Below are 22,525 nucleotides of genomic sequence, written 5' to 3' on the forward strand. Positions count from 1 at the left end.
CTAACATTTGGTTCCAAACGAATCTATCATTACCAAACATTTGGGCTAACTTATCTTTTTGAACTCGATTGGGATAGAGTCTTAATTTAATTCCAGCTAACATTTTTTCACCTCCTCGTCGCAAAAATTATAGCAAATTCAAAAATATACTAAAATAGAAAATCGCTGAAAAAGCTGGTTTCATCTCGGCAATGAATTACCGAGTTTTCACCAGCTCGTAATATTATAAAACTTTAAAATAACATTAAAGCAATGCATATATATTGATAGTATACGGGTTTTCTAGATAAAATAAATAATATACTATTTTAGAGAGGACGCTTAATATATGAGTCAAAAACATAAAAAACGTTCTTGGATGAAGTGGATCATTTTTTTACTTGGTCTAGAAATTATTGCGATTTCAATTAACTTCTTTTATGGACCAATTAATATAGCAGCTGGTGGTTCAACAGGTATTTCAATTTTAGTTGATGCTGTTTGGGGAATTAATCGATCGCTAACTGTATTGATTGTAAATATTTTAATGTTAATTTTAGCTTGGATTTTTTTGGGTAAAAAAACAACTAAAAATATTGCTTTAGGGAGTTTTTTACTGCCACTTTTAATGGAAATTACCCCAACTGCTCAATTAACAGATAATCGCTTATTAGCAGTAATATTTGGTGGGGCGCTAATGGGACTGGGAGTTTCATTACTATACCGCATAAATGCTTCAAGTGGTGGAACGACTGTAGTACCAATGATATTGAAGAAATATTTTTATCTTGATTCTTCAATTGGTTTATTGGGAATTGATATGATAATTATTTTTCTTAATATTTTTGTAGATGGTTGGGAAGCATTTTTATTGGCTGCACTTTCTCAAGTTGTTACTTCTATTACTATGAATTATGCAGAGGCTGGTTTTGACAGAAAGTATCAAATTCGGGTAATGAGTAATAATCACTTTGAAGAATTGAAAAAAATTTTAATGGAAGATACACAAGGACTAACTTTGTATAATGTTGAAGGTGGATATAGTCAGGATGAAAAGCAGCTTATATTAGTTGTGGTTGATCGGCGTGATTATGGTCCTTTAATTAATAAAATTCACGAAATTGATCCAGAAGCATTCATTATCACAGATACTGTTGTACGGGTTCACGGAGGTCAATGGAGTATTTAATTTTTTATAAAAGCATTGCGAAAAAATGCCTGAGGTAGTACACTATAAGAGTTGTATTTGTGGAAACCTCACATCTGCAACCGCACGTTTTGAGGTAAAAAGAAAGTTAACGTTAACTTCACCTCAGGCGGCGAGTCTAAGTATTATTTCGGAGGTGTACAAATGTACGCAATTATTAAGACCGGTGGTAAGCAATACAAGGTTGCTAAGGGTGACAGTGTTTTTGTAGAAAAGCTTGAAGTTGAACCTGGTAAAGAAGTAACCTTTGATGAAGTTATTCTTGTAAACGACGGTAAGTCAACTAAGATTGGTACTCCAGTAGTTGAAGGTGCTAAGGTTGTTGCTAAAGTTGAAAAACAAGGCAAAGAAAAGAAAGTTGTAACTTTCAAGTACAAGCCAAAGAAGCACTCACACACTAAGTACGGTCACCGTCAACCTTATACTAAGGTAACCATCGAAAGCATTGAAGCTTAATTGAGAGGTGAAACAAATGATGATTAATAATCTTGAAGCACTTAAATTATTAGCCCACCACAAGGGTGGTGGTTCAACTGCTAACGGTCGTAACTCAGCTGGTCGTCGTTTAGGCGCAAAGCGTGCTGATGGTCAAGCAGTTCACGCAGGTTCAATTATCTACCGTCAACGTGGTACTAAGATCCACCCAGGTAAGAATGTTGGTCGCGGTGGCGATGACACCTTATTTGCATTAGTTGAAGGTGTAGTTAAGTTTGAACGTTTGGGTAGAAACAAGAAACAAGTTTCTGTTTACCCAGTTGAAGAAGCAAAATAATTACTCTTTTGCAAGACTGGACGCTCGCTAAGAACGTTCGGTCTTTTTTTATGTAAGGGCACGATACTATGGCATCACAACAAGAACTTTTAGCGTTAATTAACAAGCGTATTAATAAAACAACAAATTTGATAAAAGAAGAAGGCGCAGATGGGTTATTAATTTTTAGTCAGCCAAATTATCGTTTTTTAACAAATTTTACTGGTGAAGAAGCTGAGTTAATTGTAACTGCTAAAGGTGATCGAGTATTACTTTCTGATTCGCGGTTTAAAGATCAAATTAAGCATCAAGCACCTGGTGAAATGAAAGTTGTTATGCAAACGATGGATGTGATTCAAGAGGTTGCTAAACAATTAAAACTTTTAGACTTAAAGAATGTATTGGTTGAAGGTGAATTCATCACTGCGACACAATTTGAAGCTTTAAAGTTAGCTTGCCCAGATATCAAATTTACTTTAAGTGCAGAATTAGTAGAAAAGGTTCGTACGGTTAAAGATGAATTGGAATTATCTGCTTTACAGCAAGCTATTAATATTTCAATGGAAAGTTTTAAGCAAATTTTACCTTTAATTAAGCCAGGTGTATCTGAAAGAGAAATTGGTGCTAAACTTGACTACTTTTTCAAAGTTAATGGTGGTGATGGTCCGTCCTTTGACACTATTGTTGCTTCTGGCTATCGTTCAAGTTGGGCCCATGGTGTAGCTAGTGATAAAAAAATTGCCAAAGGTGAATTAGTTGTAATTGATTTTGGTAGTTTTTATAATGGCTATACGGCTGATATTACTCGTACAGTAGCTGTAGGTAAAGTTGAACCAGAGCTTGAAAAAATTTATAAAATTGTTCTAGAAGCACAACGACGTGGAATTGAAGCAGCCATCGCTGGCAATTATGGTCGAGATATTGATAAAGCTGGTCGAAGCTATATCAATGAACAAGGTTATGGAGAGTACTTTGGTCATGGGATTGGTCATGGAATTGGCTTAGAACTCCATGAATTGTGTACACCGGCTATGCCTTATGCTAAGGAAATTTTAAAAGATAATATGGCAATTACTGTTGAACCAGGAATTTATCTCCCTGACCGCGGTGGTGTTAGAATAGAAGATGATATATTAATTAAAGAGAATACTCCAATTACTATATCTAACTTGCCTAAAGATGAATTGATGATCTTGTAAAATTTTGTAATTTCGCTTGTACTTGTTGCGTAAGTTGTTACAAAATTGGTAAGATGTGTATATGTAGAAATGAGGTAATTTATTATGACAATGATTTCTGTTAATGAGTTCAAAAATGGACTTACAATTCAATATAACAATGACTTATGGCGTATCGTAGAATTCCAACACGTTAAGCCAGGTAAGGGTAGCGCCTTTGTACGTTCAAAGCTTAAGAGTTTGAGAACTGGTGCAGTTCAAGAATACACTTTCCGTTCAACTGCTAAAGTTGATACTGCTGATATCCAAACTAAGCAAATGCAATATCTTTACAATGATGGTTCTAGCTTTGTGTTTATGGATACTAATACTTATGAACAACTTGAAATTCCACAAGCACAAGTAGAAGCAGAATCTAAATACTTGAAGGAAAATATGGTAGTTAACGTAATTACTCACGAAGGTGAAACTTTGGGTATCGAATTACCTAACACCGTTGATTTAACTGTTGCTGAAACTGAACCAAACATCAAAGGTGACACTTCTTCAGGTGGTGGTAAGCCAGCTACTATGGAAACTGGTTTAGTAGTGAACGTACCATTCTTCATTAACCAAGGTGATGTATTAACTATCAATACTGCTGATGGTACTTACGTTTCACGTGCAAATAAGTAATTTAATTGAGGTTTACTATGGCTGATAATTCAACTATTCTTTTATCAAGCAATGAAAAAGGCGACGAAACTCGTGTTGACTTGAGTGTTCTTGAAGTCATCTTAGGAATTGCTGCCAGAAAAGTCGATGGCGTCAGCGAAATGCGTGGCTCATTAAAAGCTGGTATTGATCGACTTTTCGGTCGTACTAATCGCGGTAAGGGTGTTTCTTTAAAAGTTGATGACGATAAGCTCACAGCGGACGTTTTCGTTTATCTAGATTACGGTGTTAGCGTTCCGCAAGTAGCAATGGAACTTCAAAAGAAACTTACTTTACAGTTAGAACAAATGACAAACTTGAAATTAGAAAGTATCAACATTCATGTTGTTGGTCTAATTTCTGAGGAAGAAAAAGGTTCTGCTCAAGATGATAGCGAACTTTTTGCAGCAAATACAGATGGTGAGGCACAAGACTAATGACCCAGCATGATATGAGAAGAATTGCTTTGCAGACCTTATACCTTGCTAATCAAAGTCAAGACTCAGATGTAGAGGAAGTTTGTACACGAGCACAAAAAGCTTTAGATATAAAAAAATATCCTGAATATTCTAAAAGTTTGGTTGAGGGTGTTTTAAAAAATAAGGCAGAGTTAGATGAACAGTTAAGTAAATACATTAAGAAGGGGTGGCGTCTTGATCGATTGAATCAAATTGATCGTGCCATTCTTGAATTAGGTCTTTACGAAATTGAAAACGGTGATGTTATCGAACCTGTTTCTGCTCTAAATGAAGCTTTAAACTTATGTGAAGAATTTTCTGCACCTAAATCCAAGGCTTTTATCAATGGTATTTTGGGTAATTTCATTAAAAAGAATTAATTTTTAGAGGTCGGCAAAGTTGCCGACCTTTTTTACGAGGTGGATAATTAATGACAAAAATTTTAAATGGTAAAAAGTTAGCGGCAAAAATTAAAGAAAATATCAAAAAAGATGTTGAGGAATTAAAATCTCAGGGTATTTCTCCAACAATTTGCGTAATTGAAGTTGGAGATGATCCAGCTAGCAAAATTTACTTAGGTTTAAAGGGAAAATTTGCTAAAGAAGTGGGTATTAATGAGCGTGCACTACATTTTCCAGCAGAAATTACCCAGGAAGAGCTTTTAAATGAAATTAAAAAATTGAATCAAGACCCAGCTGTTAATGGAATTATGGTGCAATTACCGGTTTCTAAGCATATTGATGAAACAGCAATTTTTGATACAATTGATCCAATTAAAGATGCAGATGGTTTTCATCCATTTAATCAAGGTAAGCTTTGGCAGGGAAATAGTGATATTATCCCCGCAACGGTACGTGGAATTTTATCATTAATTGATGAATATAATATTGATGTTGCCGGTAAAAATGCTCTTGTAATTGGTCGTAGCACTATTGTTGGTAAGCCAATGGCTGCTGAACTGTTGAATAGAAATGCTACAGTAACAATTGCCCATTCAAAGACTAAAAACTTATCTGAGCTGACTAAACAAGCAGATATTATTGTTTCTGATGTAGGTCAAGCTCACTTAGTTACTGGTGATATGGTTAAAGATGGGGTAATAATAATTGATGTGGGTATGAATCGAGAAGACGGTCAGCTAATGGGTGATGTTGAATACGATGAGGTTGAATCTAAATCTAGTGCCATTACTCCTGTACCTGGTGGTGTTGGTCCATTGACAGTTGCTAGTTTAATGGAACAGGTTATTGTCTTAACGAGGATGCAAAATGGTAGATAAACCAGTTTATTTGTCAGTAAGTGATTTAAATTTTTATATTTCACAAAAATTTAAAAATGATCCTTACTTACATAAAGTCTTCTTGCAAGGAGAGCTTTCAAATTTTAGAAATAGGATGCATTCGCACCAGTACTTTTCTCTCAAAGATGAAAAGGCAAAAATTAACGTAGTAATGTTTAGGCAATACTTCGAAAAGTTAAAATTTAAACCTGAAGAAGGTATGAAAGTTTACGTATCAGGTTATGTTGGAACCTATGAAAAGCAAGGTGCTTATCAGTTTTATGCCGAAACAATGGAACCAGCAGGTTTAGGTGCATTATATGAGCAATTACGTCAATTGCAAGAAAAACTTAATAAGGAAGGTTTATTTGATAGTAGTCATAAAAAAACTATTCCGAAATTTCCTGATAAAATTGCTGTTGTAACAAGTGCATCTGGAGCTGTAATTCATGATATTATGGTAACTGCTAATCGACGCTTTCCTCATGCAGAAATTGATCTTTTCCCGGCTAAGGTACAAGGTAGCGATGCAGCTGAAACAATTGTTAATTCATTACGCCAAATTCAAGCAGGTGGGGATGAGTATGATGTTGTAATTATTGGTCGTGGTGGAGGATCGTTAGAAGATTTATGGCCGTTTAATGAAGAAGAAGTGGTGCGACAGATTTATGAAATGAAGATGCCGGTTATTTCTTCTGTTGGTCATGAAACAGATACTACTTTAGCTGATTTAGTAGCTGATCAGCGAGTAGCTACACCAACAGCGGCTGCTGAGGTGGCAACTCCCAACTTAACAGATGTATTAACTCAAATAAACCAATTACGTGCGCATCTTTATGCGGGGATGCAAGCAATTATTACTCAAAAACGTAATCAAGTTAATTATTTAAACAATAGTCCTATTTTTAAAGAACCAACGCGACTTTATGGTCAACATGTTCAAGATGTAGATATGCTTAAGCAACGCTTATTACAAGCTGAGCGCAATCTATTTAAAGAAAAAATATCTCATTATCGCTTACTAAATCAGCGGTTAAGTGCTGTAAGTCCTGATAAACAACTACAAGAAAATAAACAACGCTTAAATTATCTGATTAGTAATTTGCAAAGAGGTATCGAGGCGTATTTGCAAAATAAGCGTCATGAACTTACTAGTCAAATGCAAAAACTAGATGATAATAGTCCTCTTAAGGCAATTAGCCGGGGATATGTTTATACATCTGATGAGGCAGGAAGAACTATTACTCAAGTAGACCAATTAAAACCTGGACAATTAATTAATTTAACTTTTAAAGATGGTATGGCTCAAGCTCAAGTAACAGAAATCAGGAGAAATCAAGATGACAGAGAAGAATAATTTCGAAGAACAACTCAATCAGTTACAAGAAATTGTTACTAAATTGGAAAGTGGTAATGTACCACTTGAAGATGCTTTAGAAGAATTTCAAGCTGGGGTAAAATTAAGCCGCGATTTAGAGAAAAAATTAACTCAAGCAGAACAAACTGTTGCGAAATTAATTAATCATGATGGTAGTGAACAAGATTTAGATCCTACTAATGCAGCAGCTCCTGAGGAAAAGTAATGAATTTTAAAGATTTTCAAAAAAAATATATACCTCAAATAAATGATTTTTTGGATCAACATCTTATTAGTGAAATTGTTGATCCAAAACTGGGTAAAATCATGGCATATTCCGTTATGGCTGGTGGTAAAAGATTGCGCCCACTTTTATTTTTAGTGACTTTACATACTCTCGGTAAGGAAATTGGAGAGAGAGAATTGAGAATCGCTTGTGGTATTGAACTTATTCATACTTATTCTCTAATTCATGATGATTTGCCTGCAATGGATAATGATGATTACCGACGCGGAAATTTAACTTCGCATAAAAAGTGGGGAGAAGCGGAGGCTATTTTAGCCGGGGATGCTTTATTGCCACTTGGAATTCAATGGATTGCTCAAGGCAGTCAAATGTTTAAGTTGGTTGAAATTATTACCCGTGCTGTAGGTCCTAACGGTATGGTAGGTGGTCAGTATCTTGATATTGATTCAACTAATAATGAGTCAGTAAAAAATGATGCCAATTTTATTAATAATATGGAATGGCTTAAAACAGGTTGTTTAATTGAAGCAAGTGTAGAAATGGCTGCTGTTTATGCACAAGTAGAAGATGAAAAAAAGCAAGCTTTAGTTAAATTTAGCCGTTATTTTGGACGTTCTTATCAAATTTATGATGATTTAGTGGATATTGTTGAAACCACTGAAGAAGCTGGTAAGACTACTCACAAAGATGAAGAAGAGGGAAAGAATAATACTTATACTCTTTTGGGACTTGAAGCTAGTCGCAAGGAATTAAAAGAAATGATTGCTGATGGCAAAAAGTCTTTGGCCAATTTTAATAATCAGATACTAGCAGAATTTTTTGATCTTTATGAAAAGGTGCTCTAATGACAAAGAAAAAACGTGCAGATGTTCTTTTATTTGAACAAAATCTCTTTCATTCAAGAACTGCAGCTCAACGAGCAATTATGGCAGGTTTGGTCAGTGATCATAATCACCAAAGAATTGACAAGAGTGGTGAAAAATTTCCTGAAGATGAAATTTTCTATATTAAAGAAGATGGCAAAAAATATGTCTCTCGTGGTGGGTTTAAGTTAGAGAAGGCTCTTAAAGTTTTTAATATTGATCTTAAAGATCGAATTTGTTTGGACATCGGTGCTTCTACTGGTGGTTTTACAGATGTTGCTTTACAAAATGGAGCTAAAATGGTTTATGCTCTTGATGTGGGTTATAACCAACTAGCTTGGAAGTTACGTGATGATCCAAGAGTAATCGTCATGGAGAAGCAAAATTTTCGTTATAGTAAGCCAAATGATTTTACTGACGGGTTGCCAAGTTTTGCAATGACTGATGTTTCTTTTATTTCATTAGACTTGATTATGCCCCCAATGTATGAAATTTTACAAGATAAGTGCGATGCAGTCTGCTTGATTAAGCCCCAATTTGAAGCGGGTCCAGAAAATGTAGGTAAACATGGTATTGTGCATGATCATCAAGTTCATAAGGCTGTAATTGAGCATACCATGCAAGAGGCCCAAAAGATTGGTTTTAACATTTTAGGAGTTGACTATTCACCAATTAAAGGTGGTAAAGGCAACATTGAATTTTTGATTCATTTGGGGAAAGATAAGTCTGCTTCAAGTCAAAACTTGTGGAATGGTAGTGTTGAAGAAGTAGTACAAAGAGCAGTTAATGGACTGTAGAGGGTGAAATATGCTAGTTGAACTTGATATTCAAAACTTCGCTATTATCAAGTCATTGAAAGTTCGCTTCCAAGAAAAAATGACCGCCTTAATTGGTGAAACTGGTGCAGGTAAATCAATTCTAATTGATGCAGTTTCTCTCCTTTTGGGAAGTCGTGCCCAAAGCGAAATGATTAGAACTGGTGAAAAGAAAGCAATTATTACAGGCTTATTTGCTATTGATGGGCAAAATAAGCTTATTCAATCTCTTTGTGATGAGTATGGTTTGCCGTTTGTTGATAATCAAATTGTAATCAGCCGTGAAATTTCAGTTAAAGGGCGTAATGTTGTTCGAATCAATGGCCAATTAACGACGATTAATGTTTTGAAGGTAATAGGAAAAAATCTAGTTGATATTCACGGTCAAAATGATAATCAGATTTTGATGGATCAAGACCGTCAAATTGATTTGGTAGATAATTATGCAAGTAGTGAATTTAAAGCTAAGCTAGCAAATTATCAGCAAAATTTTTCTCAATGGAAAAAAGTTTCTACGCGTTTGCGTCAATTACGTGAAGATGCTCAACAACTTGCACAAAAACAAGATATTTTGGAGTTTCAAAGCAAAGAACTTGAAGAAGCTGAGTTAGAAGATCTTGAAGAAGACAAGAAGCTTGCGGAAGAATTTAACGAATTAAGCAATTATCAAAAGATTGCCGATACTGCTAATTATTTTATGCAACTGTATGATGATGAAGAACATGGCTTAGGGACCCTATTGGGAGAGGCTCAATCAGCAGCGAATGATTTGTCAGATTATGGTAAAAAGTTTCAAAATTTTGCTCAAGCTTTTACTGATGGAGTTTATTCACTCAATGATGCACGTAGTGAAATAGGCGATTTAATGGATTCGATGGACTTTGATGAGGAACGTTATCAATATGTCGTTAATCGCATCAGTACTCTTAATACACTTAAGAAAAAGTATGGTCCAACTTTGGCAGATGTCTTTAAATTTTATGAAAAAGTCCAACAAGAGCTAAAGCAATTTTCAAGTGATGGATTAGATGAAGATGAACTACAAAAAGAATTGCAAGATTTAGAAAAGAAAATGACTAATCAGGTTCAAGAATTAAGTCATGAACGTTTAGCAATTGCCCACACTTTGGAAGAAAAAATTAAGCAAGAATTAGCTGATCTTTATATGGAAAAAGCTAGATTTGGAATTGATATTGCTCAAACTGAAACTTTTACCAAATTAGGGATGGACTATGTGACCTTTATGATTGCGCCTAATCCAGGCGAAGCGCTGCGACCATTAGTTAAGATTGCATCTGGTGGTGAACAATCACGTTTAGTTTTGGCATTGAAGACTATTTTTAGTCGAGTAGAACCAGCTGGAACTATGATTTTTGACGAAATTGATACTGGGGTATCTGGTCGAGTGTCGGCTGCTATCGGTAAAAAAATGAAATCAATTGGAGAGCATAAACAAGTAATTACTATTACTCACTCTCCACAAGTTGCAGCTGCAGCAGATAATCGTTATTCTGTAGCTAAAGAAATTGAAGCTGGGGCTACTTATACGAATGTCGTACCATTAGATTATGATAAGGCTATTGAAGCAATTGCTAAGATGATGGCTGGGCAAAATGTTACTGAAGCTGCTAAACAAAATGCGATTGATTTGATGAAAAGTTTTGAATAATTAATAAGTTTATGAGCAGTGCTCTAGTTAGCACTGCTTTTTTATTTCTGGAGGTAATAAATGATAGGAGAATATTGGCAAAGATTTTGTAAGCAACATAAAATTGATCTTAAAACGCCATATACTGCTTGGGCTTTTGGGGCTACTGATGAAGAAGCTAATAGATTAGCCGATTTAGTTAATCGAAAAATTAAGACGGCCACAACTTCAGCGTATGAATTATATGGTGACGAACCACTACCTAAAGTAGGGGAATATAATATTATTTTAAATAGTGCCGAGGAGCCAGTCTGTGTTGTTCAAACAAAAGTAGTAGAGATTGTTCCTTATGAGCAGATTTCTGTAGAACATGCTTACCATGAAGGCGAAGGTAACCGTAGTTATAGTTATTGGCGCAAGGTTCATAATGCTTTTTTTGAAGCGGAGTATCACGAAGCTAACAAACAATTTTATCCACAGGCACCAATGGTTTGCGAGGTTTTTGAAAAAGTTGAATAAAAGAAAAAAACAAGAGATTTAAAGTTTTAATTTTTTCAACCCTAGTTAGTTGTTTTACTAATTGGAAGTTAAAGACATTTTTTTATACAATAGGTAAGTGAACTTATTGCACAAATTTAGTTTTTAAAGTAGTATTATCTTGTTACATATTATTGTTTAGGAGATAAAATGGCACGTCAAGGATTATTAATAGTTCTTTCTGGACCTTCCGGAGTTGGTAAAGGTACCGTAAAAAGCGCTATGGTAAAACAAAAAGCTTTTTCATTTGAATATTCAGTTTCAATGACTACTCGTAAGCCCCGTCCGGGTGAAGTAGATGGTAAGGATTATTTTTTTGTAAGTGAAGAACGTTTTCAAGAGGCTATCGCAAATAACGAACTCTTAGAATATAATGCTTATGTGGGTAATCATTATGGAACACCGTTAGCACCTGTTAAGCAAATGCTTGATGAGGGTAAGGATGTTCTACTTGAAATTGATGTAAATGGTGCGCGCCAAGTTCGTAAGTTAATGCCAGAGGGTGTCTTTATTTTCTTAACCCCACCTGATTTACACGAGCTTAAGCACCGAATCGTAAATCGTGGTACTGATTCAGATCAAGTAATTGCGATGCGGATGGAGCAAGCACGTAAAGAAATTTTGATGATGCAAGATTACGATTATGCGGTTGTTAATGATACTGTAGCCAATGCAGTTGATCATATTAAGTCAATTGTTGAGGCTGAACACGTTCGTGTTTCAAGAGTTATTGATGACTATCGTAACATGGTTAAGGAGGACTAATTCATGAAGATTACTTATCCATCAATTGATAAATTGTTAGCACATATTGACTCACGTTACTCATTGTCAGTACTTGCTGCCAAGAGAGCTCACGAACTTCAAGCTGGTGCTCCAGGAGCTTTAGAACATTATAAGTCTGATAAAGCAGTTGGGAAGGCACTTGAAGAAATCGCTGCTGGTAAGGTTACTATTGATCCAGAACATCACGCAAGTCTTGATTAAAGGTACGGGCGTACACTTGCGGCTGTAGTCGTGAAGAGTTCAATAATAAATTAATTATTAGCTACCTTCATTGCTTTAAAGCAATGGAGGTTTTTTGTTAGGTGATTATTAAATGATTGCACAAGTTATTGTTGATGTAGCTAGTAAGCAGACAGATCGAATTTTTGAATATAATATCCCTGATCAACTGGATGATGTTGCAATTGGTTCTCGGGTAGTTGTTCCATTTGGTCGCCGAAAAGTGCAGGGGTTTGTAGTAGGAATGACCGAAAAAACTAATTTTGAGGGAAAGTTAAAAGATCTCTTAGTAGTAGTTGATGAAGTTGCTCCACTAACACCAGAATTAGTAAAACTTTCTGAAAAAATGTCCCATGATATTTTTTCTTATAGAATTACCATTCTTCAAAGTATGTTGCCTCAGGTGATGCGAGCTAATTATCGTAAAATTTTAACACCAATTGATGAAGAGAGTAAGCAATTACCCTATTTTCAAGGTACTCCAATTGATTTAAATAATGTAACGGATTTAAAAGAGATAGTTTTTATCAAAAAGTTATTACGAGAAAATAAGGCTAAGATTGAATATGTTGTTGAAAATAAAGCTCGTAAGAAAAAAGAGTCTATTTATCTGCTAGCAAAAGAAAAAGATGACTTTATTCAGATTTATGAAGAATTACGTAAGTCAGCTAAAAAGCAGCAAAGTTTGTTATTAGATATTTTGAATAATTATGAGACATATCCCAAGCGAGGAAAGCAGCTACAAGAGGAACTAGAAATTTCTTCAGCAGTACTAAAGACGGCGGTTAACAAAGGATGGTTGGTTAAGAAAGAAGTGGAAGTTTATCGTAATCCTCTTAAAGATATGAAAGACACTACTTCTAAAAAAATTATTCTTAACTCAAACCAGCAGCTGGCTTTTAATAAAATAAAAACAGCAGTAGATCAAAAAGAAAGTAAGACTTTCTTATTAGAAGGAATCACAGGTAGTGGTAAGACAGAGGTATATCTTCATGCAATTCAAGCAGCTTTGAATACTAAACGAACGGCTCTAATGTTAGTTCCAGAAATTTCATTAACTCCGCAAATGGTACGGCAGGTAAAAGAACGTTTTGGCTCTGGTGTAGCTGTGCTTCATAGTGCGTTATCGGCGGGAGAAAAGTATGATGAATGGCGTCGGATACGTCGCGGAGAAGCTAAAGTGGTAGTTGGGGCACGGAGTGCAATTTTTGCTCCTTTAGATAATATTGGTTTGATAGTGATTGATGAGGAGCATGAATCATCCTATAAACAAGAAGATAATCCCCGCTATCATGCACGTGATGTTGCTCTTTTACGTAGTAAATTTCATCATTGTCCTGTAGTTTTGGGTAGTGCTACACCCTCATTGGCAAGTCGTGCACGGGCTCAAAAGGGAGTTTATGAGTTATTACAGTTAACTGAACGAGCCAATCAAAAATCACTACCACAGGTTAATTTAATTGATTTAAAGCATGTAGAGTTTGCGGGAGGGCAGTTTGATTTATCGGTAGAATTAGTTGAAGCTATTAAAGAAAAAATTATTAAAAATGAACAGGTAATTCTTTTACTTAATCGCCGTGGATTTGCTAGTTTTATGTTATGTCGTGATTGTGGATTTGTATTGAAGTGTCCTAATTGTGATATTTCTCTTACTTACCATAAAGATACTCAGCAAATGCAATGTCATTATTGTGGGCATCATGAACCATTACCACAAACTTGTCCACATTGTAATAGCCGACAAATTCGTTTTTTAGGTACCGGAACTCAAAAAGTACAAGAAGAATTGTTAGAATTAATCCCGGAAGCTAAAATTTTGCGAATGGATGTGGATACTACTAGAAGAAAGGGTAGCTATAAGCAAATTTTAGATAGTTTTGGTCGTGGAGAGGCAAATATTTTGCTTGGTACACAAATGATTGCCAAAGGATTAGATTTTCCGAATGTTACTTTAGTAGGAGTAATTAATGCGGATACATCACTTCAGGTGCCAGCATATAATGCATCAGAAAAAACTTTTGACTTGTTAACACAAGTTTCAGGACGGGCAGGACGGGCTGATAAAACTGGAGAGGTTTTAATTCAAACCTATAATCCTGAACACTATGCGATTAAGCTTTCGCAGAGTCAAGATTATGAAGCCTTCTATCGTCAAGAGATGCAAGTACGTCATCAAGGTAATTATCCTCCGTTTTTCTTTACTACATTAATTTCTATTGCCTCAAAAAATGAACAAGCTGCTGCAAAAGAGGCATTTTTAATAAAAAGAAAATTAATGAAATCGCTCCATCAACCTACAATTATCTTGGGACCTACTCCAAGTAGTATTACAAGAATTAAGAATCAATATTATTACCAAATCCTGGTAAAATATAAGAAGGAACCACATTTAAATCAAATTTTGCATGAAATTCAAAATGATGCACAATTAATTAAAAAAAGAGGTTTAAATATTTATATAGATAACGAACCAGAAAAAATAATTTAGATAAAGGAAGTTGAAATTATGCCATCAATAATTTTTTTAGGAACTCCAAATTTTGGAAGTGTTGTATTACAAGGTTTAATTGATGCCGGTTATGATATCAAGGCTGTAGTTACTCAACCAGATAAAAAGGTTGGTCGTAAACAAGTTATTCATGAATCAGCTGTTAAGCAAACAGCTAAAGCTAATAACCTACCTGTTTATCAACCAGTTAAATTATCTGGTTCAGAAGAAATGGCTGAATTAGTTGAAATGAATCCTGATTTTATTGTTACTGCAGCTTATGGACAATTTTTACCAACTAAATTTTTAAATGCTGCTAAGATTGCTCCAGTTAATGTTCATGGCTCATTATTGCCAAAATATCGTGGTGGTGCGCCAATTCAATACTCACTTATCAACGGCGATAAAGAAACCGGTGTAACAATTATGCAAATGGTTAAAAAGATGGATGCTGGGGATCTGTATGCTCAACAAGCTCTTGAAATAGCACCAGAAGATAACAGTGGTACTTTGTTTAATAAACTAAGTATTATCGGACGTGATCTTTTATTAGAAACTTTACCTAAGTTTATTGACGGTACAATTACCCAAACTCCACAAAACGAAGCTGAAGTTGTTTTCTCACCAAATATTTCTAAAGAACAAGAACAAATTAAGACTATCATGACAGCTACTGAAGCTAATAATTTAATTCGTGGACTTAATCCAGATCCAGGTGCTTACGTACTTTTAAATGACAAGCGCTTAAAAGTTTGGCAAGCTAAAGTTAGTGATGAAAAGACTGATTTACCAACTGGAAGTTTAGTTTCTAACAAGAAGAGATTTGCTATTGCACTGGCCGATGGTACAGTTTTAGACTTACTTGAAGTTCAGCCAAATGGTAAAAAGAGAATGAATATTAAAGACTTTGCTAATGGCCAAGGAAGTCGCTTTAAGGTTGGAGAAAAGATTATTGATGACTAATGCACGTTCAGTAGCTTTAGATACTTTAATGAAAGTATTTAAACAAAATTCTTATTCGAATATTGCGCTAAATAATGCCTTGCAAAAAAGTAATTTAAGTGAGGTTGATAAAAACTTAGTTACTAATATAGTATATGGGACGATTCAGTATAAAATTTTTCTTGAATATCAATTAAGACCTTTGATTAAAGGAAAGCTGAAAGATGCATTTATTGAGCCGCTTTTATTAATGTCAGCTTATCAGTACTTTTTCTTAGATAAGGTTCCAACTAATGCTATTTTTGATGAAGCTAATAAACTAGCTAAGCAATATAGTAAGAAAAATTCTGGTGCTTATCGTCTGGTAAACGGAATTTTACGTTCTTTAGAGCGGCAAGGGAAAATCTTACCTAATAAAGAAGATATTGTTAACTACTTAAGTATTAAGGAGTCATTTCCTCAGTGGTTAGTAGAATATTTAATTAAAAATTTTGGTGAAAAAAAAGCTCAAAGTATACTTGCTTCTTCTAACCAACCGGCACCTAATAGTATTAGGATGACAGTAGCGCCAGAATTTTATGATGAAATTAAGGCAGATTTAAAGCATGAGGGCTATCATTATGATGTTTCTAAATTGACGGATCATAATTTGATTTTAGATCATGGAAATATTGCTAACACTCCTTTATTTAAACAGGGGAAAGTTACTATTCAAGATAGTGCGGCTTCTTTAGCTGTAGATGCATTTGATTTTAAAGGTAATGAGCAAGTACTTGATGCATGTAGTGCACCAGGTGGTAAAACTGTTCAAATTGCTGAAAATTTAATTTCAGGTAGTGTCATGGCGCTGGATATTCATGAAAATAAGTTGCGTTTGGTGAAAAACGCTGCTAAACGTTTGGGAGTTAGTGATAAAGTTAAAACAAAGGCTCTTGATGCTAGAAAAGCACCAGAGTATTTTGAAAAAGAACAATTTGATAAAATTTTGGTAGATGCACCTTGTTCTGGACTTGGTTTAATTAGAAGAAAACCTGAAATTAGATATGATAAAACTTTTGATGACATTAAGCATTTGAGTAAAATTCAAAGTGATATCTTGGATCAGATAGCTAGTTTGCTAAAGCCAGGCGGAGAATTAGTATATTCTACTTGTACTATTACTAAGGAAGAAGATGAGGATGTGGTGAATACGTTTTTAAGTAAGCATCCTAATTTTTACTTAGAACCAGTCCAAGTTGGTAAGCTTGCTAAGCAAGAAATGGTGCGTATTTTTCCAGATGAATATGATAGTGATGGTTTTTTCATTGCTAAATTAAAAAAACGAGGTTAAATAATTTTGATTAAAACAGCATACGCTTCAAGCATTGGTCGCGTTCGTGAAACGAATCAAGATTTTGTTAAAGTATTTAAAAATCAAAGTAATATTGTAATGGGAATAGTTTGTGATGGTATGGGAGGACATCAAGGAGGAGATGTAGCATCTACAATGGCAGTAAGCCATTTAGGACATAATTTTGAAAAGACAGATTTTACTGATCCTCAATTGGCTGAAAAATGGTTAACGGTACAGTTAAAACTAGAAAATGAAATTATTTTAGAAACTGCTGACCGTTTTTCCGATTTAAATGGTATGGGTACTACCGTTGTATTGGCCTTAGCTTTCGAAGAAAAAATTTTGATTGCCCATTTAGGTGATTCAAGGGCTTATCTATACGGTAGTAATGCTTTTAAGCAAATTACGCAAGATCATTCCCTAGTTAATGAATTAGTTAAAATGGGGGAAATTACCGAACAACAAGCTCGTAATCATCCTCAAAAAAATATTATTACTGAGACTTTAGGGGTATCTAGCACGATTAATCCAGAGTTTAATAATTTGGAAGTTCATGCTGGTGATATTTTCTTACTTTGTACTGATGGTTTAACGAATTCATTAACTGATCCTCAAATTCAACAAATTTTAGCGACTAAGAATTTAACTCTTAAAGAACGCTGTAATAAGCTTATTAATGAAGCCAATCGTCTTGGAGGGGGAGATAACATCACTGTCTGTTTATTAGCCTACGTAGAAAAGGAGGATGACAAATAGTGATTGATAAAGGCTATCTGCTGGGGGGCCGTTATAAAATCATTTCGGTTTTAGGCGAAGGTGGGATGGCTAATGTTTATCTGGCAGAAGATATTATTTTACAAAGGAAAGTAGCTGTTAAGGTCTTACGACTAGATTTACAAAAAGATCCCCAAACAATCCAACGCTTTCAAAGAGAAGCGCAGTCAACAAGTGACCTATCTCATCCACATATTGTTTCTATTTTGGATGTGGGCAGTGATCATAACCAACATTACTTAGTAATGGAATATGTTGATGGTCCAGACTTAGAAGAATATATTCAAAAAAACAGCCCTATTCCTTTTGAAAAAGTAATTAATATCATGGATCAAATATTAAGTGCAATGGCCTTAGCTCATAAGCATAATGTAATTCACCGTGATTTAAAACCACAAAATATCTTGATAGATAAGAATAATGGCAATATTAAAATAGTAGATTTCGGAATCGCAGTAGCACTTAATCAAAGTACGATGACTCAGACAAATACTGCAATTGGGTCAGTGCATTATATGTCTCCTGAACAAGCACGGGGGAGTATGGCTACTAAGCAGTCAGATATCTACTCTTTAGGGATTATGCTCTATGAGTTATTAATAGGAAAAGTGCCTTTTACAGGTGAGAATGCAGTGGCAGTAGCTCTTAAACATTTTCAAGAAAAAACACCGTCTTTAAAAGCTCAAAATCCTAAGATTCCTCAATCGCTTGAAAATGTTGTATTAAAGGCTACTGCTAAAGATCCACGTGATCGTTATAGTTCTGTTTTAGAAATGAAAGAAGATTTAGATACAAGTTTGGATTCTAGCCGGGCTGATGAACCTCCATTTAAGCCTCAACATGATCCAGACCAGGATAAAACAATTGTCTTACCAGCTTTAGACGGATCGGTCCATGATAATAAATCTCCTGATCATGATAAAGAAAATTCTGATACAAAAAATAAAAAGAAACAAAAACCAACTTTATGGGATAATATCAAACAACATAAGTGGTGGTGGATTATTGCCATAATTGCTTTTTTAGGAATTATGATCACTTTGATCGTAGCTTTGGATCGTAAAGATGATGTCAATGTACCGGATGTTTCTAATATGTCTCAAGCTCAAGCTAAGCAGGAATTAGTTTCTTCGGGATTAAAGGTTGGGTCAATTACTAAAAAGTACTCCAATAATGTTAAAAAAAATTATGTGGTAAGATCAATCCCCGGATCAGGATCTACTCTTAAATTAGGAAGAATTGTTGATTTAGTAATCTCTAAAGGTCAATACTACGTGACTGTTCCAAATATTATCGGGGATAGTTATGAATCAGCACGTAAGCGTTTAGTAAAAGATGGCTTTAAAATAAAAAAAGAAGAAACTTACTCTTTTACTACTCCTAAAGGTAATGTTATCTCGCAAGATATTGGTGGTGGGCAAAAAGTAAATCCCACTAAAACTACAATAACGCTTCTAGTTTCTAAAGGTGCTCCAGTAAGTAGGGATACAGTTATAAAGTTAAAGGATTTAACAGGTTATTCATTAAAAGGCGCTCAAGATTATGCTAGGGATAACAAACTTAATTTGAATTTAATTCAAGAGTATTCTGATGAACAAAAAAATACTGTAATTAAACAATCTCCAAGTACGGGAACTGAACTGCACAGTGGTGATACTATTACTTTAACTATTTCTAAAGGAAAAGAAGAAACTAAATCCAGTGACAGTAGTGAAGCGAGTGGACAGGATGTGACAGTAACTAAGTCATTTACTATCCCTTATCAAGAGAATAATGATGAAAAAGGTAATCACGTCCAAATTTATATTTCTGATGCTGATCATTCATTAAATGATGTATATCGTGACTTGTATATTACTAAGGATAGAAGTTTCTCAATTCCTTTTGATTTAAGTAAAGGAGCAGGACATGTTAAAATCGTTCGAGATGGTAAGACGTTGTTAGATGAGGATATAGATAAATAATGAAAAAAGTAGAAGGAACAATTGTTGGCGCAATCTCTGGATACTACGATGTAGAAACTAATGAGGGGATTATACGTACACGTGCTCGCGGGGTTTTTCGTGATCGTAAGCAAAAACCCCTAGTTGGAGACAAAGTAGTTGTACAATTAGACGATAAAGGAATGAATTATTTAGTTGAAATCATGCCTCGTCTAAATGAAATAGGCCGACCTGCAGTTGCTAATGTTGCCCAAGTTTTGTTAGTTATTTCAGGTGTTGAACCAGATTTTTCAACGGAATTATTAGATAGGTATTTAACATTTTTTGCTTGGAAAAAAGTTGGTGTTTGTATTTATCTTTCTAAGGCTGATATTACGCCCGCTGTCAGATTAGAAAAAATAATTCAAAAATTGGATTACTATCATCGTATTGGTTACAGTGTATTTACTAGCGCAAAGGAATTAGAAGAAAAGTTACCTAACTTAGTTCAAGATGGTGAAATTTGGACTTTAGCAGGACAATCAGGAGCCGGTAAGTCTACTTTGTTAAATAAACTAGAAAAAAATGCCAACCAAGCGACTGGCAAAATTTCAATGGCTTTGAATCGTGGTAAGCATACTACTAGAAAGGTTCAACTCTTTAAGTATAGCAAGGGCTTTATTGCCGATACTCCAGGTTTTTCAGCAGTAGATTTATATAAAATAAAGCTTGAAGATTTAGCAAATTGTTTTTATGAATTTGCGGAAGCAAGTAGTGGTTGTAAGTTTAGAAGTTGTCAGCATATTCATGAACCCAAATGTAATGTAAAAAAATTATTAGAAGCTGGTGAAATAGCTCAAAGTAGATATGATGACTACTTAAAAATTCGTCAGGAAATTACTGATAATCGTATGCCAGAGTATTTAAAGTGAGGTATTAAGATATGATTGCACCATCAATTTTAAATGCAAATAATATGAATTTAGGACATGATATTAGTGTAGCTGCCCAAAGTGGGATTAGTCGGTTCCATATTGATATTATGGACGGACACTTTGTTCCGAATTTATCTTATGGTCCTGAATTAGTAAAAGACTTCAAAAAAGAATTTCCAAAGTTAGAGGCTGAAGTTCATTTAATGAGTAATAATTTGGAAGTTACTTTACCACCTTTTGTTAAAGCCGGTGCTGATTTATTAGAGTTTCATTTAGAAGCAACCAAAAAGCCGGAAGAATGGTTAGACTATCTTCATGAACATCAGGTGAAAGCGGGCTTGGTAATTTCTCCAGATACTCCAGTCCAAGATATAAAACCCTTTCTCAATAAAATTGATCNGTTGTTAATTNTGAGTGTTTATCCTGGTTTTGGTGGACAGAGTTTTATTGAAAAATCAGTTAATCGTATTGTCCAAGCTAAAGAATTAATTAAAACTGCTGGAAAAGATATTCCAATTGAAGTTGATGGGGGAATTGATAACCAAACTATTACGCAAGCAGTGAAGGCTGGAGCTGATATTTATGTGGCTGGCTCATATGTATTTAAAAAGGGCCCCATTGATCAACAAATTGCTAATTTGAATCAGGTAATATCTTCATGCAAGCAGTAGCGATGTTGGGAGGTCCACCAGAAGAATGGCCTGAAAATACCGAAGAAATTTTTAAAGAGGCAAAAAATAATAAACAATTAATTTTTGCTAGTGATCGTGGTACAGTTTTTCTCAATCGATGGGGAATCATTCCAGATGTTGCAGTTGGAGACTTTGATTCCTTAAAAAGCGATGAAAAAATCATTCTAAATAAAATTGTTGATGTACGTTATTCCCAACCAATTAAAGATTATACTGATTCTGAACAACTATTTTTAACAGCTTTGAGGGAATATCAGGTTAGTAAACTAACAGTTTATGGATCTACTGGTGGAAGACTAGATCATTTTTTTGTAAATATTTTTACTTTTTTAAAGCCCGAATTACGTAATTTTTTACCCAAAGTTGAGTTGATTGATAAACAGAATATTTTAAAATTTTATAATTCTGGACAACACAAAATTAATTATTGTAAAGGGTACAAATATATTGGCTTTGGTAATTTAGAAAAAATAGTTAATTTTTCAATTTTAGATGCTAGATACGAATTAAAAAATTTTTCTTGTGATTATCCGACTTTCTTTTCCTCCAATGAGTTTGTTAATGAGAATTCTTTTTGGATTAAAAATGAAGGTGGGGTAGTTTTAGCGATCTATAGTAAAGACATCAACCGTTTTGGTTAAAAAAGCAAACAAAAAAAGCGAGGAATTTCCTCGCTTTTTTAGTATCTTCATTAATTAGACACGCTTAACCTTACCGGATTTCAAAGCGCGAGCTGATACCCAAACACGCTTTGGCTTACCGTTAACAAGAATGCGAACTTTTTGAAGGTTTGGCTTCCATGAACGCCGCGTGGAGTTCAAAGCCTTTGAACGCTTGTTACCAAAGACCGTCTTGCGGCCAGTAATAATGTCTTTTGCCATTTGTGCTAAACCCTCCTTTGTTTGTAATAGTACCTATTTAATTTATCACATGAATGGTTTTTATGCAATAATATCTAGTTTTTTTCTTGATAATAATTTACTTAGGTTGATATGGGACGCTGCTATGTTAAAATAAATTGAGTAAATTTATTCTTCAGTAATGGAGGAAAAACATGGCAGTAAAAATAAAAACAAAATATGGCATGATAGATATTTCTAATAGTGTCATCGCAACCGTTGTTGGTGGTGCCGCAACTTCTAATTATGGGGTTGTTGGTATGGCGTCAAAAAATGCAATTCGTGATGGTGCATTAAACATTTTAAATCACGAAAACTACCGTCGCGGTGTTGTAATTCGATCAAAAGATAACGATATCATTGTTGATGTTTATATTATTGTTGGTTATGGATTAAAAATCTCTGAAGTTAGCCGCAATGTTCAAGATAGTGTAAAGTATAATTTAGAAAATCTTTTAGGCATCAAAGCAAAATCTGTTAATGTAATCGTTCAAGGTGTAAAAATTCTTGACGATTAATGATT

General features: G+C 34.6%; 27 protein-coding genes and 1 other annotated feature. Of the genes, 25 read left to right on the forward strand and 2 right to left on the reverse strand.

The window, feature by feature from the left end; genetic code table 11:
- Positions 1 to 103 (reverse strand): helix-turn-helix domain-containing protein (locus HDR40_RS00005; protein ID WP_290625193.1); only part of this gene is annotated, 103 nt, incomplete at its 3' end.
- A gap of 225 nt (positions 104 to 328) precedes the next feature.
- Between HDR40_RS00005 and HDR40_RS00010 the strand changes: the two genes are divergently transcribed.
- The 24 genes from HDR40_RS00010 to HDR40_RS00125 all read left to right on the forward strand — a co-directional run bounded on the left by HDR40_RS00010 (position 329) and on the right by HDR40_RS00125 (position 21,744).
- The gene (locus tag HDR40_RS00010; protein ID WP_290625049.1) at positions 329 to 1,168 is read left to right on the forward strand and encodes a YitT family protein; all 840 of its coding nucleotides are present in this window, start codon (positions 329 to 331) and stop codon (positions 1,166 to 1,168) included.
- Positions 1,169 to 1,236: 68 nt separating this feature from the next.
- Positions 1,237 to 1,316: a sequence feature (ribosomal protein L21 leader region), on the forward strand.
- 14 nt (positions 1,317 to 1,330) lie between these two features.
- Positions 1,331 to 1,642 carry a 50S ribosomal protein L21 gene (gene rplU, locus HDR40_RS00015; protein ID WP_290625051.1) on the forward strand — a complete coding sequence of 104 codons (312 nt, stop codon included), beginning with the start codon at positions 1,331 to 1,333 and terminating at the stop codon, positions 1,640 to 1,642.
- 16 nt (positions 1,643 to 1,658) lie between these two features.
- Positions 1,659 to 1,958 carry a 50S ribosomal protein L27 gene (rpmA, locus tag HDR40_RS00020; RefSeq protein WP_209685234.1) on the forward strand — a complete coding sequence of 100 codons (300 nt, stop codon included), beginning with the start codon at positions 1,659 to 1,661 and terminating at the stop codon, positions 1,956 to 1,958.
- 68 nt (positions 1,959 to 2,026) lie between these two features.
- Positions 2,027 to 3,136, forward strand: coding sequence for a Xaa-Pro peptidase family protein (locus HDR40_RS00025; RefSeq protein ID WP_290625055.1), 1,110 nt, complete (start codon positions 2,027 to 2,029; stop codon positions 3,134 to 3,136).
- A gap of 84 nt (positions 3,137 to 3,220) precedes the next feature.
- Complete coding sequence (efp, locus tag HDR40_RS00030) at positions 3,221 to 3,790, forward strand: elongation factor P (RefSeq protein ID WP_290625057.1); 570 nt, start codon at positions 3,221 to 3,223, stop codon at positions 3,788 to 3,790.
- Between the two features lie 17 nt (positions 3,791 to 3,807).
- A complete protein-coding gene (locus HDR40_RS00035) occupies positions 3,808 to 4,245 on the forward strand; it encodes an Asp23/Gls24 family envelope stress response protein (protein ID WP_290625058.1) in 438 nt (145 codons plus the stop codon).
- Entirely contained in the window at positions 4,245 to 4,646 is a 402-nt protein-coding gene (gene nusB / locus HDR40_RS00040) for a transcription antitermination factor NusB (protein WP_290625060.1), read from the forward strand. Before HDR40_RS00035 ends, nusB begins: the two co-directional genes overlap by 1 nt.
- Positions 4,647 to 4,696: 50 nt before the next feature.
- Positions 4,697 to 5,545 (forward strand): tetrahydrofolate dehydrogenase/cyclohydrolase catalytic domain-containing protein, encoded by an 849-nt coding sequence (locus tag HDR40_RS00045; RefSeq protein WP_290625063.1) that lies wholly within the window; start codon positions 4,697 to 4,699, stop codon positions 5,543 to 5,545.
- Complete coding sequence (xseA, locus tag HDR40_RS00050; protein WP_290625065.1) at positions 5,535 to 6,902, forward strand: exodeoxyribonuclease VII large subunit; 1,368 nt, start codon at positions 5,535 to 5,537, stop codon at positions 6,900 to 6,902. Before HDR40_RS00045 ends, xseA begins: the two co-directional genes overlap by 11 nt.
- Positions 6,886 to 7,128, forward strand: a complete 243-nt coding sequence (locus HDR40_RS00055; protein ID WP_290625067.1) for an exodeoxyribonuclease VII small subunit — start codon at positions 6,886 to 6,888, stop codon at positions 7,126 to 7,128. Before xseA ends, HDR40_RS00055 begins: the two co-directional genes overlap by 17 nt.
- Positions 7,128 to 7,994, forward strand: a complete 867-nt coding sequence (locus HDR40_RS00060) for a polyprenyl synthetase family protein (protein WP_290625069.1) — start codon at positions 7,128 to 7,130, stop codon at positions 7,992 to 7,994. The genes HDR40_RS00055 and HDR40_RS00060 overlap by 1 nt, the downstream gene beginning before the upstream one ends.
- Positions 7,994 to 8,809 (forward strand): TlyA family RNA methyltransferase, encoded by an 816-nt coding sequence (locus HDR40_RS00065; protein ID WP_290625071.1) that lies wholly within the window; start codon positions 7,994 to 7,996, stop codon positions 8,807 to 8,809. Before HDR40_RS00060 ends, HDR40_RS00065 begins: the two co-directional genes overlap by 1 nt.
- 10 nt (positions 8,810 to 8,819) lie before the next feature.
- Positions 8,820 to 10,496 (forward strand): DNA repair protein RecN, encoded by a 1,677-nt coding sequence (gene recN, locus HDR40_RS00070; RefSeq protein ID WP_290625073.1) that lies wholly within the window; start codon positions 8,820 to 8,822, stop codon positions 10,494 to 10,496.
- Between the two features lie 60 nt (positions 10,497 to 10,556).
- The gene (locus HDR40_RS00075) at positions 10,557 to 10,994 is read left to right on the forward strand and encodes an ASCH domain-containing protein (RefSeq protein ID WP_290625075.1); all 438 of its coding nucleotides are present in this window, start codon (positions 10,557 to 10,559) and stop codon (positions 10,992 to 10,994) included.
- Between the two features lie 168 nt (positions 10,995 to 11,162).
- Positions 11,163 to 11,777 carry a guanylate kinase gene (gmk, locus tag HDR40_RS00080; protein ID WP_290625077.1) on the forward strand — a complete coding sequence of 205 codons (615 nt, stop codon included), beginning with the start codon at positions 11,163 to 11,165 and terminating at the stop codon, positions 11,775 to 11,777.
- A 3-nt stretch (positions 11,778 to 11,780) separates the two neighbouring features.
- Positions 11,781 to 11,999 (forward strand): DNA-directed RNA polymerase subunit omega, encoded by a 219-nt coding sequence (gene rpoZ, locus HDR40_RS00085; protein ID WP_290625079.1) that lies wholly within the window; start codon positions 11,781 to 11,783, stop codon positions 11,997 to 11,999.
- 112 nt (positions 12,000 to 12,111) lie between these two features.
- Complete coding sequence (gene priA / locus HDR40_RS00090) at positions 12,112 to 14,505, forward strand: primosomal protein N' (RefSeq protein WP_290625081.1); 2,394 nt, start codon at positions 12,112 to 12,114, stop codon at positions 14,503 to 14,505.
- Positions 14,506 to 14,523: 18 nt separating this feature from the next.
- A complete protein-coding gene (fmt, locus tag HDR40_RS00095) occupies positions 14,524 to 15,468 on the forward strand; it encodes a methionyl-tRNA formyltransferase (RefSeq protein ID WP_290625083.1) in 945 nt (314 codons plus the stop codon).
- Positions 15,461 to 16,777: a 16S rRNA (cytosine(967)-C(5))-methyltransferase RsmB gene (rsmB, locus tag HDR40_RS00100; RefSeq protein ID WP_290625196.1), complete on the forward strand. Its 1,317-nt coding sequence runs from the start codon at positions 15,461 to 15,463 to the stop codon at positions 16,775 to 16,777. Before fmt ends, rsmB begins: the two co-directional genes overlap by 8 nt.
- A 6-nt stretch (positions 16,778 to 16,783) precedes the next feature.
- Positions 16,784 to 17,536 (forward strand): Stp1/IreP family PP2C-type Ser/Thr phosphatase, encoded by a 753-nt coding sequence (locus tag HDR40_RS00105; protein WP_290625085.1) that lies wholly within the window; start codon positions 16,784 to 16,786, stop codon positions 17,534 to 17,536.
- Positions 17,536 to 19,518 (forward strand): Stk1 family PASTA domain-containing Ser/Thr kinase, encoded by a 1,983-nt coding sequence (gene pknB / locus HDR40_RS00110; protein ID WP_290625087.1) that lies wholly within the window; start codon positions 17,536 to 17,538, stop codon positions 19,516 to 19,518. The genes HDR40_RS00105 and pknB overlap by 1 nt, the downstream gene beginning before the upstream one ends.
- Positions 19,518 to 20,408, forward strand: coding sequence for a ribosome small subunit-dependent GTPase A (gene rsgA, locus HDR40_RS00115; protein ID WP_290625089.1), 891 nt, complete (start codon positions 19,518 to 19,520; stop codon positions 20,406 to 20,408). Before pknB ends, rsgA begins: the two co-directional genes overlap by 1 nt.
- Before the next feature lie 11 nt (positions 20,409 to 20,419).
- Entirely contained in the window at positions 20,420 to 21,082 is a 663-nt protein-coding gene (rpe, locus tag HDR40_RS00120) for a ribulose-phosphate 3-epimerase (RefSeq protein ID WP_290625091.1), read from the forward strand.
- Positions 21,070 to 21,744, forward strand: coding sequence for a thiamine diphosphokinase (locus HDR40_RS00125; protein WP_290625093.1), 675 nt, complete (start codon positions 21,070 to 21,072; stop codon positions 21,742 to 21,744). Before rpe ends, HDR40_RS00125 begins: the two co-directional genes overlap by 13 nt.
- A 54-nt stretch (positions 21,745 to 21,798) precedes the next feature.
- On the opposite strand, the gene rpmB is transcribed toward HDR40_RS00125, so the two are convergent.
- Positions 21,799 to 21,984 (reverse strand): 50S ribosomal protein L28, encoded by a 186-nt coding sequence (gene rpmB / locus HDR40_RS00130; RefSeq protein WP_290625095.1) that lies wholly within the window; start codon positions 21,982 to 21,984, stop codon positions 21,799 to 21,801.
- A 173-nt stretch (positions 21,985 to 22,157) separates the two neighbouring features.
- On the opposite strand from rpmB, the gene HDR40_RS00135 reads away from it, so the two are divergent.
- Positions 22,158 to 22,520 carry an Asp23/Gls24 family envelope stress response protein gene (locus HDR40_RS00135; RefSeq protein ID WP_290625097.1) on the forward strand — a complete coding sequence of 121 codons (363 nt, stop codon included), beginning with the start codon at positions 22,158 to 22,160 and terminating at the stop codon, positions 22,518 to 22,520.
- Positions 22,521 to 22,525 lie beyond the last annotated feature (5 nt).

It is taken from the genome of Lactobacillus sp. (genome assembly GCF_014803895.1).

What these genes read in the sequence shown, in the direction of transcription:
- HDR40_RS00010 (WP_290625049.1), top strand. Translation starts at nt 329, where the DNA reads ATGAGTCAAAAACATAAAAAACGTTCTTGGATGAAGTGGATCATTTTT.
- rplU (WP_290625051.1), top strand. Translation starts at nt 1,331, where the DNA reads ATGTACGCAATTATTAAGACCGGTGGTAAGCAATACAAGGTTGCTAAG.
- rpmA (WP_209685234.1), top strand. Translation starts at nt 1,659, where the DNA reads ATGATGATTAATAATCTTGAAGCACTTAAATTATTAGCCCACCACAAG.
- HDR40_RS00025 (WP_290625055.1), top strand. Translation starts at nt 2,027, where the DNA reads ATGGCATCACAACAAGAACTTTTAGCGTTAATTAACAAGCGTATTAAT.
- efp (WP_290625057.1), top strand. Translation starts at nt 3,221, where the DNA reads ATGACAATGATTTCTGTTAATGAGTTCAAAAATGGACTTACAATTCAA.
- HDR40_RS00035 (WP_290625058.1), top strand. Translation starts at nt 3,808, where the DNA reads ATGGCTGATAATTCAACTATTCTTTTATCAAGCAATGAAAAAGGCGAC.
- nusB (WP_290625060.1), top strand. Translation starts at nt 4,245, where the DNA reads ATGACCCAGCATGATATGAGAAGAATTGCTTTGCAGACCTTATACCTT.
- HDR40_RS00045 (WP_290625063.1), top strand. Translation starts at nt 4,697, where the DNA reads ATGACAAAAATTTTAAATGGTAAAAAGTTAGCGGCAAAAATTAAAGAA.
- xseA (WP_290625065.1), top strand. Translation starts at nt 5,535, where the DNA reads ATGGTAGATAAACCAGTTTATTTGTCAGTAAGTGATTTAAATTTTTAT.
- HDR40_RS00055 (WP_290625067.1), top strand. Translation starts at nt 6,886, where the DNA reads ATGACAGAGAAGAATAATTTCGAAGAACAACTCAATCAGTTACAAGAA.
- HDR40_RS00060 (WP_290625069.1), top strand. Translation starts at nt 7,128, where the DNA reads ATGAATTTTAAAGATTTTCAAAAAAAATATATACCTCAAATAAATGAT.
- HDR40_RS00065 (WP_290625071.1), top strand. Translation starts at nt 7,994, where the DNA reads ATGACAAAGAAAAAACGTGCAGATGTTCTTTTATTTGAACAAAATCTC.
- recN (WP_290625073.1), top strand. Translation starts at nt 8,820, where the DNA reads ATGCTAGTTGAACTTGATATTCAAAACTTCGCTATTATCAAGTCATTG.
- HDR40_RS00075 (WP_290625075.1), top strand. Translation starts at nt 10,557, where the DNA reads ATGATAGGAGAATATTGGCAAAGATTTTGTAAGCAACATAAAATTGAT.
- gmk (WP_290625077.1), top strand. Translation starts at nt 11,163, where the DNA reads ATGGCACGTCAAGGATTATTAATAGTTCTTTCTGGACCTTCCGGAGTT.
- rpoZ (WP_290625079.1), top strand. Translation starts at nt 11,781, where the DNA reads ATGAAGATTACTTATCCATCAATTGATAAATTGTTAGCACATATTGAC.
- priA (WP_290625081.1), top strand. Translation starts at nt 12,112, where the DNA reads ATGATTGCACAAGTTATTGTTGATGTAGCTAGTAAGCAGACAGATCGA.
- fmt (WP_290625083.1), top strand. Translation starts at nt 14,524, where the DNA reads ATGCCATCAATAATTTTTTTAGGAACTCCAAATTTTGGAAGTGTTGTA.
- rsmB (WP_290625196.1), top strand. Translation starts at nt 15,461, where the DNA reads ATGACTAATGCACGTTCAGTAGCTTTAGATACTTTAATGAAAGTATTT.
- rsgA (WP_290625089.1), top strand. Translation starts at nt 19,518, where the DNA reads ATGAAAAAAGTAGAAGGAACAATTGTTGGCGCAATCTCTGGATACTAC.
- HDR40_RS00125 (WP_290625093.1), top strand. Translation starts at nt 21,070, where the DNA reads ATGCAAGCAGTAGCGATGTTGGGAGGTCCACCAGAAGAATGGCCTGAA.
- rpmB (WP_290625095.1), bottom strand. Translation starts at nt 21,984, where the DNA reads ATGGCAAAAGACATTATTACTGGCCGCAAGACGGTCTTTGGTAACAAG.
- HDR40_RS00135 (WP_290625097.1), top strand. Translation starts at nt 22,158, where the DNA reads ATGGCAGTAAAAATAAAAACAAAATATGGCATGATAGATATTTCTAAT.